The following is a 13,469-nucleotide window of genomic DNA, read 5'->3' on the forward strand; positions in this document are numbered from 1 at the left end:
TACACATAGAATTTTTTCTTTTGACGTCAGAAGTTTGCGTGAAATCCTCTCAATCGACGCGACCGCGCGCTGCAACATGCACGGTTTCAACGACTTCCTCGCCGCGCACGAGCGTCACCGTGTCGAACAGATTGCTCACCGGGCAGCAATGATTGGGCACGATGCGGATCGTGTCGCCGATTTTCGGCTTCACCGCGCAAGCGGAAACATCGACCGTGCCATGCTCTTCGCTGAGGCCAACAATCGTCGCCTCGGGGAAATCGAGCACATATCCATGCCCCTCCAACCCCAAGAGATCGCTGGTCAGCGTCTTCGAGCCAGCATCGATAATCGCCCGCCCCTCGGCCGGCCGCGACACCACAGTCGCCAGCACCGTCAGCGCGCACTCGTCATAGCTGGCCGCCCCCGCCGCCACCTGGCTGCGATCCATATAGATATAGGTGCCCGGCCGATATTCGGTCGCCACCCCGGCCTCTTCCATGTGCCAGATATCGGGCGTCCCGCCGGTCGTGATCTCGGGCAGCGGCATGCCCGCGCTGTCGAACAGCGCCTTGGCCTCGGCCAGCCAATCCGCCGCCTCGCGATATTTCTTCGCCGCCGGATAGGTCATCAACCCCGCAAATTGGAGCCCCGGCAAAACCGCGATCTGCCGCGCCAGCGACAGCGCCGCCTCTGGCGATTGCACGCCGCATCGGCCCATACCGGTATCGCATTCGACGAAAACCCCAAGCGGACGGTTTTGATCGCCAAAAGTCTCGGCCAGCCCCATCACCGTCTCGGTGCTGTCGGCCACGACGCGAATGGTCACCCGCTCATGCAGCGATTTCAGCCTGTCGCGCTTCTTCGCCCCGACAATATTGAAGGTCAGCAGCAGATCGTCGAGCCCGGCATCTGCCATAACCTCGGCTTCGCCCAGCTTCTGCACCGTGATCCCCACCGCGCCCAATTCCACCTGGCGCTTGGCAAAGCGCGGCAGCTTGTGGGTCTTGATATGCGGCCGGAGTTTTATCCCCGCTCTATCCGCCGCATCCTGCGCCTTCCTGAGGTTGGCTTCGGCCTTGTCGAGATCGACCAGCACCACCGGGGTTTCTAGTTCAGAAATAGTGCTCATTTGCCCCTCAAGACCTCGTCCACAAATCTCAGATTGCCCGCCGTCAGCCCGGCATCGACCGGCAATACCGTGCCGGTTATGCCCGACGCCGCATCGGAACACAAAAACAGCGCCGCATGCGCCACTTCCACAGGGCAGACCATCCGCCCCAGCGGATAATGCGGCAACACATTATCGAGCAGGCTCGGATCAGCCGCCAATCGATGATCCCAGGCCGGCGTTCGCACCGAACCCGGCGCCACCACATTGGCCCGTACCCCCTCGTCCCCGCGCTCCACCGCAATCGCCTTGGCATAGGCCACCAGCCCCGCCTTGGCCGCCGAATAGGCCGGATTGCCAAAATGGGCGATGGCATTGACCGAAGAGATAAAGACCAGCGCCCCTAGCCCCCGCTCCGCCATGGCGGCAATGATCGGATCGGTCAGCGCATAGGCGCCATTGAGATTGATATTGAGCTCTGCGGCCCACACCGCATCATCGACCATCCCCAGATGCTCAGCGCGGGTAAAACCGACATTGGCGACCACGGCATCATAGACCCCATGCGCCGCGATATCGGCAGAGATCGCCGCACGCGTCGCCGCCATATCGGCTTGGTCGAAAAGCACTTGTCGCACGATTGGCAAGCCATCAAGCAGGCCAGCCTCACGATCGGCCCCGACGACTTCGGCCCCCGCCTCACGAAACACCGCCACCAGCGACCGCCCAATACCGCCACCAGCGCCGGTAATGAGCACGGTCTTCCCGTCGAAGCGGAAGGGGGATTGGGTCATCTTATTCCTCATACATTTGGGGCCGGCATGACGCCCCCTCATCCGGCGCTACGCGCCACCTTCTCCCCGAGTGGGAGAAGAACAGAGTGGCGGCCACCTCTTATTCCTCTCCCTCTCGGGGAGAGGGTGGATCGCGCACAGCGCGAGACGGGTGAGGGGGCCACACGTGAGAGCGAATGCGAGCCCTCACGGCCCCTTATACGCCACCAAATCTATCTCAACCTTGCAATCCACCATCATCCGGCTCTGCACGCAGGCTCGGGCCGGCGGATGCTCGCCAAAATAGCTCTTATAAACGCCATTAAAGCTCCAGAAATCCCGGGGATCATCGAGCCACACCCCGACGCGCACCACATGCTCGAGCCCGTAATCGGCCTCTTTCAAAATCGCGAGCACGTTCTGGATAGTCAGGTGCGTCTCGTCGACGATCCCACCCCGAACGATCTCGCCGTCCTTCATTGCCACCTGCCCCGAAACATAGAGCCAGCCGCCGGCTTCCACGGCGCGGGCAAAGGGGAGGTTCTGGCCACCGGCACCGGACTTTTCAGTCCCATAACGCTTGATCGGCATGGCGGCATCCTTCCAGGAAAATGAAACTCAGTTTCTCTTTTCGTCCAATTTTTTGGTCCTTTGAAGCTGAAAACGCCTGACTTCGGCAGCAAAAATGTAAATTTCTTACGTGAAGCACTGAAAACACCGTGCTAGGCTCGGTCAGCGCGAACACTCGCGCCCTCACGTCCCCAGCCTTCGGAAATCTGTCGTGCGCGTCTTCACCGCGGCCCTCGCCACCGAGACCAATACGTTCTCCCCCATCGCCGTCGACATCAGGGCCTTCGAAGCCTCGCTTCATGCCGGCCCCGGCGAACATCCGGCGACCCCGACCCTTTGCACCGCTCCGATCACCGTCGGCCGCGAGGTATGTGCTCGCGAAGGCTGGACCCTCATCGAAGGCAGCGCCTCCTGGGCCGACCCCGCCGGCCTCGTCGCGCGCCAGACCTATGAAGACATGCGCGACGCCATCCTTGGCCAACTCCAGGCCGCCATACCCGTGGACGCCGTCGTCCTCGGCCTTCACGGCGCCATGGTCGCCCAGGGCTATGATGATTGCGAAGGCGATCTTCTCTCCCGCGTCCGCGCCATTGTCTGTCCCGATGTGCTGGTCTGCGCCGAGCTCGACCCCCATAGCCATCTCACCGCCAAGCGCGCGGCGGCCGCAGACTTTTTCGTCTACTTCAAGGAATTCCCGCATACCGACTTCGTCGATCGCGCCCGCGACCTCTGGGACATCGCCGTCCGCACCCTCAAGGGCGAAATCAAGCCGGTGATGTCGATCTTCGATTGCCGGATGATCGACGTCTTCCCGACCTCCAAGCAGCCCATGCGCGGCTTTGTCGACAAGCTGCTTACACTCGAAAAATCCGAGCCCGATCTATTGTCTCTTTCGGTCGTCCACGGCTTCATGGCCGGCGACGTGCCCGAAATGGGCACCAAACTTTTGGCCGTCACCAACAATGCCCCCGCCAAAGGTGCAGCACTCGCCGAAACCCTCGGCCGCGAACTCTTTGCCATGCGCGGCACCTTCATGGTCGCCCAGGTCGATGAGCAAACCGCCGTCACCGCCGCCCTCGCCGCGCCCAAGGGCCCGGTCGTCATCGCCGATGTCTGGGACAATCCCGGCGGCGGCACGGCGGGCGATGCCACCGTCCTCCTCGCCGAACTCATCCGTCAGAACGCAACCGACGCCGCGGTCGGCACCATCTGGGACCCGATCGCCGTCCAGATCTGTTTTGCCGCCGGTGAAGGCGCCGAAATCCAGCTCCGCTTCGGCGCCAAATCAGCGCCCCATACCGGCCAGCCCATCGACAAGCGCGTCACAGTAAGAAAACTCGTCCGCGACGCCCAGATGCGGTTCGGCGAAAGTTTCGCCCCCTTCGGCGACGCCGCCTGGATCCACTTCGACGGCATCGATGTCATCCTCAACTCGACCCGCGCCCAGAGTTTTGATCCCAGCCTCTACTCAGCCCTCGGCATCGACCCCACGTCGCGAAAGATCCTTCTCATCAAGTCGACGAACCACTTCTACGACTCGTTCTCGAAAATCGCCTCCGAGATCATCTACTGCTCCGCCGGCAAACCCTACCCCAACCGCCCCGCCGAAACCGACTATCGCAAAGCCCCCAAAACCATCTGGCCTATGGTGGAGAATCCGTGGGGGTGATGTGTCCCAATCTCGATTGTCACCCCGGCGAAGGCCGGGGCCCATCCTGAAATCTCAAGTGGGCTCCCCGCCTGCGCGGGGATGACAGCCGGCGGATGACGGAAGTCTAACCAACTCCGTCTTCCCTGCCCCTCAACGCTAACGGAATGCTAACAAAAAGGCCGCCGTTTCCCAACGGCGGCCCTTGTCATTTCAGGCTATTTTCACTCCGCGGACCAATGCCCATACATGATCGGCATCAGCCCCACGAGTGCCTTGAACCGCTCCCAGCTCTTGCGCTCGGGCAGCGTCCATCCCGCCTCGGCCACCGCCGAAAGCCTTGGAAATACAAGGCGATCGAAGATCGCGCGATCCGTCATCGACTCGCTCCAGATGCAGCTCTGGATCCCAAGGAGATGCTTCAAGCCCTCCTCCGAAAACCCTTCGCGCGCCTCGAATTCGTAAGTCTCTTGCGGGCCCGACCACCCGGCCCAACCGGCACCCGGCTCGGCCCAGGAAATTCCGTTGGCCATATCAAGGTAGTAGCGCTGGCCGGGCGACACGACGATGTCAAAACCGCGCTCGGCCAGCGCCGCGTTGATCTCCAAATTGCGCCAGCCGATGACATAGGATTTTGCCTTGTCCACCGCATCGCCATGCGCCGCTTCTTCCCAGCCGCCGGTCACAGCGCCCTTGGACGAAATATAGGCATGCACCCGCTTGATGAACTCGGCCTGGAGGATCGCCGTCGGCGAGCCTTCGATCTCGTCGGCGCCGTGATGGTTGCCCAACTGGTTGAATTGCTTGGCATGTTTTTCGCGCATGGCGGGGCCAGCCATCTTCTCGAGCATGTCGAGCGCCAGCGGCGAACCCGACCAGGCCGCGAGCGGTACTTCGTCGGCGCCGAGGTGGAAAATGCCCGCCGGGAACAGGTCCAACACCTCGTCGATCACCGTTTCGACGAACTTATACACGGGCTCATGCGCCGGATTTAGACTGTTGTTCGGAAAGCCCTGGACCGATTGGTATTCGCCGGTCTCGTCCGGGTCGCGCAATTCAGGGAGGGCCTGCAGCGCCGCATAAAAGTGGCCGGGCATATCGACTTCGGGGATCACGGCGATGCCAAGACTATCGGCCAGCGCCACGACCTGCCGGATGACGGCCTTGGAATAGAAGCCACCGGTCGGCTGCGGACCAGACCCGAGCAACGGCGGCAAGGCCTTGCCGTGACCACGCCAGGCGGCAACTTCGGTCAGTGCGGGATAGGCGTCGATCTCGATGCGCCAGGCCTCGTCCTCGGTCAGGTGCCAGTGGAACTTGTTCATCTTGTTCCACGCCATGATCTTGATGAGCTGGCTGACCTCAGCTCCAGTATAGAACTGCCGCGCCACGTCGAGATGGCTGCCGCGGAAGGCAAAGCCCGGCTCGTCGCTGATCGTGCCGCCCGTCGGGAAGCTGAACGTGTGCGGATAGAGCCTTGCGCCGCGCAGCATATGCCCAAGCGTTACGAGGCCATAAAACAGCCCCTGCCGCGTCGTCGCTGTGAGGCTGACACTGTTCTCGCTAAATGCGAGTTCATAGGCCTCCGAACCCATGCCCGGCTTTTCGGCGATCGTCACCGGCATGCCGGCTTCCGAGGCCGGCCGCACCAGCGCTTCCACCGGGAAGAGATCATGCACGAGCCCGGTAAAGGCCGCCGCCGCGCGGTTCGCCGCCTCGCCCTGTGGCTTCAGATCAAAGCCGACCGGCGCGATGCGCGAGCCAGTCGTTGCGACCGATTTGGGCCAGGGGATGATCGAATGAGCCACCGGCGCCTTGGCCGGCACCGGGAATTTGGCCGCGCCCTTCAAGAGTGGCGCATTGTGTCCCTTGCCCTTGGTCGGCTGGGTCGGAATGGTCACGACCTGACCGTTCTCCAGCACCACATAGGCCGAATTTGCGCCATCGCTCCAATGCCTTAGGCCATAGGAAAGGCCCTGCGCCGTCGCCGTCCAGGTCGCGCCGGGTTCGAGCACGAAACCATCGGGCGGCGCGATCAGCGTGTGGTTGGACAGACGCTTCAAAAGCTTGCCATTTTCCAGCGTCGCATGCGGATCGACCCGCGCCGGTCCCGAAAACCCCAGCTGAAAATTGCCGACCGGCTCATCGCCGATATTGGTCAACTCGATGCCATAGCCCAACGCCTCGCTGTCGGAGGCAGGGGTCCAGGTGGTGACGAGCGAAAATTGTGTGGTCATATTTTTATTTCCTAGTATCTTTCAATATCTTGGCTCCAGCAACGTCATTCCCGCGGAAGCGGGAATCCCTGCTGAAGCGAGAGCGGATTCCCGCTTTCGCGGGAATGACGCCGGGGAGCATCTGGCCCCTCGATGCCGCCCTAATCCCCCAGCGGCTGCCCGTCGTCGCCGTCGCGATTGACGACGAGCTGGTGCTTTATGCGGCGCATGCTGGCGATGGCCGAAGGGCCGAGGCGGGTCGCAATGGTCTGGGCCAGCACATCGACCGTCGCGAGGAAGGCATAGCGGCCCGGCGTTGGCCGCAGGATATCGGCGTTCTCGTGCCAATTGACCGGCAGGAGAATGTCGGACTGCGCCGAAACCAGCGATCCCGATCGCGTAGCAACTACGCGCGTCAGCCCATATTCGCCTGCCACTGTCAGCGTCTTGGCGAGTTGCGCATTATTGCCCGAGAGCGAAAAGGCAATGATGACGGTCCCGGCCGGCGCTGCCGCCACCCGCATCAATTGCAATTGGTGATCATCGGTCGAGGCGACTTTTAGCCCGAGCCGGAAAAGCCGCGTCTCGATCTCGCCCGCCATCATCGAGGAGGCGCCGCCCGAGCCGAAGGACAGCACAAAGCTCGACTTGGCGATGCTCTCTGCCGCCCGCTCCACGGCATTGAAATCAAGCTGCTCGAAGGTTTCGTAGATGATCGACTGGATGCCGTTGACGACGCCCTGCGCGATCTCATGCACATTGGTCGGTCCGGCTGCCGGTGCGAAATAGCGCTGGCCGACAAAGCGCGATTGGGCCAGCCGCACCTTGAAATCGGCATAACTGCCGCAGCCAAGCCGGCGACAGAAACGGGTCACCGTCGGCGGCGACACCTCGGCCTGCGCCGCAAGGTCGACAATGCTCATCTTGAGAACACTGTCGACATCGGCGAGCACGATGTCGGTCAGGGCGCGCTCGGACCGGGTGAACCCATTTTTCTCGGTCTGCAAAAGGCCAACGATATCAAGCATGGCCCCTCCCCCGGACAGCATGACGCGGCTAATAGACGGCGAGCCCCCGGCTATCGAAGAGATGGGCATCGGCAATGGCAAAGCTCATGTCGAGCGCCTTGCCGTCCTCGATGGTCGGATTGCCCTCAAAGAGCCCGATGAAGTTTTCCCCGCCCGGCAGCGTCGAATAGCTGATCGTGTGAATGCCGAGGTGCTCGACGATATTGGGTGTCGTCTGGATCGTAAACTCGCCCGAACCAAGCTGCATGTGCTCGGGACGGATGCCAACGGTGACGTCCTGGCCCGCAACCGCAGTACTCGTGCGCGGCAGGCTCAAAACGCCGAGCTTGCCGAGATCGACGGTGACAGTCGAGCCATCGGCGCTGCGCACCTTGCCATTGATGAAGTTCATCTTGGGCGAGCCGATAAAGCCAGCGACGAAGAGATTGTCCGGCTTGTGGTAGAGGTCGAGCGGTGAGCCGACCTGGCTGATTTCGCCGGCATTAAGCACCACGATCTTGTCGGCCATGGTCATGGCTTCGATCTGGTCGTGGGTCACATAGATCATGGTCGAACCGAGCCGCTTGTGCAGCTCCATCAGTTCGATGCGCATTTCCGAGCGAAGCGCGGCATCGAGGTTGGACAGCGGTTCGTCGAAAAGGAAAATCTTGGGCTGGCGCACGATGGCGCGGCCGATGGCGACGCGTTGGCGCTGGCCGCCGGACAATTGGCCGGGGCGATGCTTTAGGCGCGGCTCAAGCTGCAACACCTTGGCGGCAGCGCTGACGCGGAGATCGACTTCGTCCTGCGGCAGTTTTTCGACGCGCAGGGGAAAGGCGATGTTTTCATAAACGGTCATATGCGGATAAAGCGCATAGGACTGGAAGACCATGGCGATGCCGCGCTGAACAGGCGGCAGATCGTTGACGACCTTGCCGCTGATCTCGATCTGGCCTTCGGTCACGTCTTCGAGGCCCGCGATCATGCGCAGCAAAGTTGACTTGCCGCAGCCCGATGGGCCGACGAAAACGACGAATTCGCCTTCGGCCACCTCAAGGTCGATCCCCTTGATGATGCGGGAATCATTGAAGCTCTTTTCGAGGCGCTTGAGGCTCAGTTGCGACATTTTTTTGCGCGGCTCCGGCACGAGTTCTGGGTCAGGGAACCGCCGCCCGAACCGGGCGGCGGCACTTGGTTTGGCTTACTTGTACTGTTCGATTTCGCCGGCGGCCTTGGTCAGGGCAGCGGCGGGTTCAGCAGCACCGGTGACGACGGACTGGACCATTTCGATCATGACGTTCTGGAAGCCGATATAGTCGGTCAGCAGCGGCTCTGGGCCACCGAACTCGATGCCGTCGATGAACGGCTTCCAGTACGGATTGTCGGCGACGAGCTTGTCGACTTCAGCAGACGGACGGAGCGGGGTCAGGCCACCTTCGGACAGTTCGTAGGCGAGCTGGTTTTCCGGCGAGGTCAGGAACTTGCCGAATTCGATGACCTTGTCTTCCTGGCCGGTGCCCTTGAACACGGCGAGCGAGTCGGTGATCAGGAGCGTGCCTGGACCCTGTGCGTCAGGACCGGTCGGGAGCGGGGCAACGCCCCAGTTGATCCCGGCTTCCGTGCCACGGCCGGCGCAGCTCACCGAGCAGTGCAGCATGGCAAGGCCGCCGTCGAGCCAGATGGCGCGGACTTCGTTCTGTTCGTAAGCGGTCGGACCTTCTTCGGAATAAGGAACGATGTCCTTGAAGGCGGTCAGGGCAGCCAGGTTCTGTGGCGAGTCGAGGACGATGTTGCCATCGGCATCGATGACCTGGCCATTGTTGGTGTAAACCCAATGAAGGAACCAGTGCATGGTGCCGTCAAAGGTTTTTGCGACCATGCCGAAGCCGGCTGCGTCGGTCTTTTCGGTGATCTGCTTGGCAAAAGCGATCTCTTCTTCCCAGGTCTTGGGCGGGGTTTCCGGATCAAGACCGGCTTCCTTGAAGAGGTCCTTGTTCCAGAAGAAGGCCTTGGTCGAGAAGGCGACCGGGATGCCCCACTGGGTGCCGTCGAAGGTCACGGTGTCGGGTACGTAGTTGTAGTAGCCGGCCTTTTCTTCGTCCGTCATCGGCACGGGAACGATAAGGTCGTTCTGGGCAAACTGCTTGAGCGTGCGCGAACCAACATAGGCGATATCGACCGGGGTGCCGGCAACGGCCAGAGTCGTCACCTTGTCCTGGCACTGGCCCCAGCCGACGAGCTCGGGCACGACCTTATAGTCGGGATTGTTGGTGTTCCACTCTTCGAACAGCTTGGTGTAGACCGGGGTCACCACGTCGCCGCAGAGGATGATGTTGATATCTTCGGCCACAGCCACACCGGCCAGGCCCGTCGTGCCCGACAGGGCAATCAAAGACGCCAGCACGAAGCCTTTGGTCTTGTTCATTTGTAGTCTCCCTTGTTGCACGCCCGAAGGCGCCTTCCCTCTCGTCCGGCCCCTGCGAGCCGCCCGAAATTCTACTGTTTGACCGCCCCTGCGGTCAGGCCTGCCACGAGATAGCGTTGCAGGAAAATGATCACGATCATGACCGGCAGAATCCCCACGAAACTGGCGGCCATGAGCTCGTTCCACTGCACTTCCTGCTTGCCGAAGAAGGCAAAAAGGCCGACCGGCAGCGGCATGAACTCGGTCTTGGAATTGAAGGTCAGCGCAAAGATGAACTGCTGCGCATAGGCCCCGATAAAGGTCATGATGGCGACGACGACGATCCCCGGCATGGCAAGCGGCAGGATGACGCGGCGCAGCGTATAGAGCCGGCTTGCACCATCGACCCAGGCGGCTTCGTCAAGCTCGCGCGGAATGCGCAGCATATAGGTGCGCAGAAGCCAGATCGAAGACGGGATCAGGAAAGCGGCCCCCGGTACGATCATGGCAAAATAGGTGTTGAGCAGCCCCATGGCACGCATCAGGCGGAAGAGCGGAATGAGCAGCACCGCGCCCGAGAACATGTTGACCGCAAGGAACAGCCCCAGGAGCATGCCCGCACCGGCAAAGTTGAACCGGGCAAAGGCGTAAGCTGCGGGCACGACGATGACGACGACGATCAGCGTCACGACGCTCGAGATGAAGAACGAATTGAAGATGTGCATGCCCAGCATGGGAACCGAGGTCCACATGTTAAAGTAGGCGTCGAACGAGCCATTCTTCGGGATGAAGCTATAGGGCGTCGAAAACAGCTGCGCGAGCGGCTTAAGCGAGACCAGAAACCCTTCGATGAAGGGCGCCAGCACGAAGAACAAAAAGACCGCGATACCGAGATAGATCGCTGCGACCTCATACCACTGATAGCGGTCTATCATGGCGCGGGCGGTGCGGCGGCGGGCCTTGGGCTTGACGATAGCGGGACTATCGACGGCGGCGATTTCGGTGGTGCGGGCGACGTCGCTCATTTGGCTTCTCCCTGCGAGAGCTTCCTTACGGCGCGGAAATAGACAAGGCAGAAGATCGACACGAAGATACAGATCACCACGGCGCGCGCAGCGCCTTCGCCATATTTGCGGCTACCCATGGCGGTCTTGTAGGTGTCGATGATCATCGTCGTCGTCTGGCCAGACGGACCGCCATTGGTCAGGATGTAGATGATGTCGAAGGAATTGAACGTGGCGATGAGCGAAAGAAGGCTCATGGTGATGATCGCCGGCAGCATCAGCGGCAGGGTGATCCGGCGCCAGCGATAAAAGCGGCCTGCGCCATCGGTCCAGGCCGCCTCGTGCAGATCCTTGGGGATCGACTGCATGGAAGCAAGGAAATAGATCGTGACCATCGGCACGCCGATCCAGACGTCGGTGATGATCGTCGCCCAGAAGGCCGTATTGCCATAGGCAAGGAAGGCGACCGGGCCATTGGTCAGCCCAAAATTCTGCAAGAGGCCCGAAATCATGCCGAACTGGCCGTTATACATCCAGGCCCACATATAGATGCCGATGGCCATGGGCACGATCCAGGGCGGCATGGTGAGGATGCGGAACACAGTCTGGCCAGGCACGGCGGCATTGAGCAGCACGGCGCCGAACATGCCGATGATCATCTTGATCGAGACCGAGAAGAAGGTCCAGATCAGGGTGCGAATGATGACCTCGGTGAAGTTGCCGGCGGTAAAGATGCGCTGGTAATTGGCCCAGCCGACGAAATCATAAGTCGGACGCAGCGCGGCATTGGTGAAGGAGAGGATGATCGTATCCACAAGCGGATAAGCGACGATCACCGTGATATAGATGAGTGCCGGAGCCAGCAGGGCGAAGGCGAAGAGTGTTGCGCTACGGGTGCTGGTCATCGGCTTTTCTCCCTCAGCTCGCTCGGCCCAAGGCCGCATCGAAGCGCTGCCAGATCGGGGCCATGTCGACGACGGACCTCGTTTTCATCGCCTCATCCATCGATAGCGCCAGAAGCCCCGCCTCAAGTGCATCGACCACCGAAACCGGCAGCGGCGCGCCTTCGATCATGTGCTTCAAGATATCTTCGGCCATCTGCTCGTCAGCGCCATAATGGGCCGAGAGATCGCTCGCCTGATAGGTCTTGTCTTCGAGCCGCTCTGACGTGCGGCTATCGGTGACCTTGAAATAATTGCGGACGAAATCGCCCTCCGCCATGCCCTTGGCGCCGATCACCGCAAAGCGGCGGAAATCGTCGGGCACGTTGAGATTGGTGTGAAAGGTCAGCGCCGCGCCGTTTTCGTACTGCACCATCGCGGTCTGAAAATCGATGATATCGCCATCGCTATCAAAGACGTTTTCGGTGCTTTCCCAGCCGGATGGCTTGCGGTGATAGACTTCAAGGTCATTGGCGCCAGCGCCCTGGGGCGCATTCTTTGGCACGAAGCTGCGGCGACCGCCAAAGCTCGAGACATAATGCGGGCGGCAGCCCATCACCCCATTGTAGAGGTCGAGGTCGTGGCAGCACTTTTCGAGCATGAAGCCGCCGGCATATTTGGCGTAGCGGCGCCAATCGCGCATGAAAAAGGCGCCGTGGTAGGGCGGAATGGTCTCGGACGCCTCGATGGCGGCGATATCGCCGATCTTGCCTTCGGCCTGCGCCTTGCGCAGATCGACATAGAGCGGAGCATAGCGCAGCACGAGGCCGACCATGACATTGTCCGAACCATATTGGGCAATAAGTTCGGCCAGGGCCATGGTTTCTTCGACCGAGGTCACGACCGGCTTTTCGGCAAAGATCTTCATGCCGCGCTCGAGCCCGATGCGGATATGCTCGAGATGCAGGTGATTGGGCGAACCCACCATGAGGAGGTCGAGATTGCCTTCGTCGATCAGCGCTTCGAGCGAGCCATAGGCCTTGCCGACGGAAACGCCATGTTCCTGCGTATAGGGCAGACCGGCAGGAGCGGGGTCGACATAGCCAACGATCTCGAAATCGTCGCGCGCCGCGGAAAAGACGCGCGCCAGATATGCAAGACGATAGCCGAGGCCGATAATGCCTACCCGCATGACGACGATGTTCCCTGCCTATAAACCGCGAGCCTCTTTTCGGGCCGCTGTCATTTTGTGTAAACGATTTTCAAGCCTAGGCGGCTCTATGACACAATGTCAACATAGATTCGGACGCCTGACAATACCAATTTAAACCACCCGAAATCACTGCCGCTTCTGGCGCCACTTTGCTTTATTTATAAGCTGTTAGTGGGGCTAGACGGGCATTTTGGGTGTGGACAAGATCGGGCTTTCATCGCAGCATGATGCAATTGGTATCCATGTGGCCTCTTTCAGGATTAGCCCTTGGAATGACATGTCTGAAAATCTGATACAGTCGCCGGAAACCGTTCGCTAAATAGTGGCGTGACTGGCGCAGGGGAAGCCGAGTGAGCCTGTCCGATAACCCTTTTCCCAACGACGCCGACCGCTCGGCCATCTGGACCATGCTGGTCCCACGCGATATTGCCGCTTATGTCGCGGCCGATTGGTCCATGGTCGAAGACGATTTCGTCGCCGACGATTTTATGGGCATCAATGGCAACAGGAACGACAATCCCGACGGCTGGACCATCAGCTTTCCCATCTGTGGACGCCCCTTAAGACGCAAGCGGTTTTTTGAAGGTTAGTTCGTAGTCGGATGCTGCCATCTGTCCGGCCTCTGATGCAGCACCAGAGGCTGCGGGCCCGTATGGGAGTTCG

At 60.8% G+C, this 13,469-nt stretch carries 12 protein-coding genes; 2 read left to right on the plus strand and 10 right to left on the minus strand.

Annotation, left to right across the window (positions count from 1 at the left end; genetic code table 11):
• Positions 1 to 49 precede the first annotated feature (49 nt).
• From DevBK_RS19185 to DevBK_RS19195, 3 genes are all read right to left on the minus strand, one after another.
• Positions 50 to 1,111, minus strand: coding sequence for a D-TA family PLP-dependent enzyme (locus tag DevBK_RS19185; RefSeq protein ID WP_317186625.1), 1,062 nt, complete (start codon positions 1,109 to 1,111; stop codon positions 50 to 52).
• Complete coding sequence (locus DevBK_RS19190; protein WP_317186626.1) at positions 1,108 to 1,884, minus strand: SDR family oxidoreductase; 777 nt, start codon at positions 1,882 to 1,884, stop codon at positions 1,108 to 1,110. Before DevBK_RS19190 ends, DevBK_RS19185 begins: the two co-directional genes overlap by 4 nt.
• 186 nt (positions 1,885 to 2,070) lie before the next feature.
• Entirely contained in the window at positions 2,071 to 2,454 is a 384-nt protein-coding gene (locus DevBK_RS19195; RefSeq protein WP_317186627.1) for a RidA family protein, read from the minus strand.
• A 190-nt stretch (positions 2,455 to 2,644) separates the two neighbouring features.
• On the opposite strand from DevBK_RS19195, the gene DevBK_RS19200 reads away from it, so the two are divergent.
• On the plus strand, positions 2,645 to 4,102 hold the full coding sequence (locus tag DevBK_RS19200; RefSeq protein WP_317186628.1) for a M81 family metallopeptidase: 1,458 nt from the start codon (positions 2,645 to 2,647) through the stop codon (positions 4,100 to 4,102).
• Positions 4,103 to 4,305: 203 nt separating this feature from the next.
• Here the strand turns inward: DevBK_RS19200 and DevBK_RS19205 are convergent, their stop codons facing one another.
• From DevBK_RS19205 to DevBK_RS19235, 7 genes are all read right to left on the minus strand, one after another.
• Complete coding sequence (locus tag DevBK_RS19205) at positions 4,306 to 6,318, minus strand: beta-N-acetylhexosaminidase (protein WP_317186629.1); 2,013 nt, start codon at positions 6,316 to 6,318, stop codon at positions 4,306 to 4,308.
• 140 nt (positions 6,319 to 6,458) lie between these two features.
• Positions 6,459 to 7,325: a MurR/RpiR family transcriptional regulator gene (locus DevBK_RS19210; RefSeq protein ID WP_061911707.1), complete on the minus strand. Its 867-nt coding sequence runs from the start codon at positions 7,323 to 7,325 to the stop codon at positions 6,459 to 6,461.
• A gap of 28 nt (positions 7,326 to 7,353) precedes the next feature.
• Complete coding sequence (locus DevBK_RS19215) at positions 7,354 to 8,430, minus strand: sn-glycerol-3-phosphate ABC transporter ATP-binding protein UgpC (RefSeq protein WP_317186630.1); 1,077 nt, start codon at positions 8,428 to 8,430, stop codon at positions 7,354 to 7,356.
• A 75-nt stretch (positions 8,431 to 8,505) separates the two neighbouring features.
• Positions 8,506 to 9,729, minus strand: coding sequence for an ABC transporter substrate-binding protein (locus DevBK_RS19220; protein ID WP_061911705.1), 1,224 nt, complete (start codon positions 9,727 to 9,729; stop codon positions 8,506 to 8,508).
• 71 nt (positions 9,730 to 9,800) lie between these two features.
• Entirely contained in the window at positions 9,801 to 10,643 is an 843-nt protein-coding gene (locus DevBK_RS19225) for a carbohydrate ABC transporter permease (protein ID WP_061911791.1), read from the minus strand.
• Between the two features lie 86 nt (positions 10,644 to 10,729).
• Positions 10,730 to 11,617 (minus strand): carbohydrate ABC transporter permease, encoded by an 888-nt coding sequence (locus DevBK_RS19230; RefSeq protein ID WP_061911704.1) that lies wholly within the window; start codon positions 11,615 to 11,617, stop codon positions 10,730 to 10,732.
• 13 nt (positions 11,618 to 11,630) lie between these two features.
• Entirely contained in the window at positions 11,631 to 12,785 is a 1,155-nt protein-coding gene (locus DevBK_RS19235; protein ID WP_317186631.1) for a Gfo/Idh/MocA family oxidoreductase, read from the minus strand.
• A gap of 371 nt (positions 12,786 to 13,156) precedes the next feature.
• Between DevBK_RS19235 and DevBK_RS19240 the strand changes: the two genes are divergently transcribed.
• Entirely contained in the window at positions 13,157 to 13,396 is a 240-nt protein-coding gene (locus DevBK_RS19240) for a hypothetical protein (RefSeq protein WP_317186633.1), read from the plus strand.
• The last annotated feature ends 73 nt before the right edge of the window (positions 13,397 to 13,469 follow it).

It is taken from the genome of Devosia sp. BK (assembly GCF_032907385.1).
Lineage (GTDB): Bacteria > Pseudomonadota > Alphaproteobacteria > Rhizobiales > Devosiaceae > Devosia.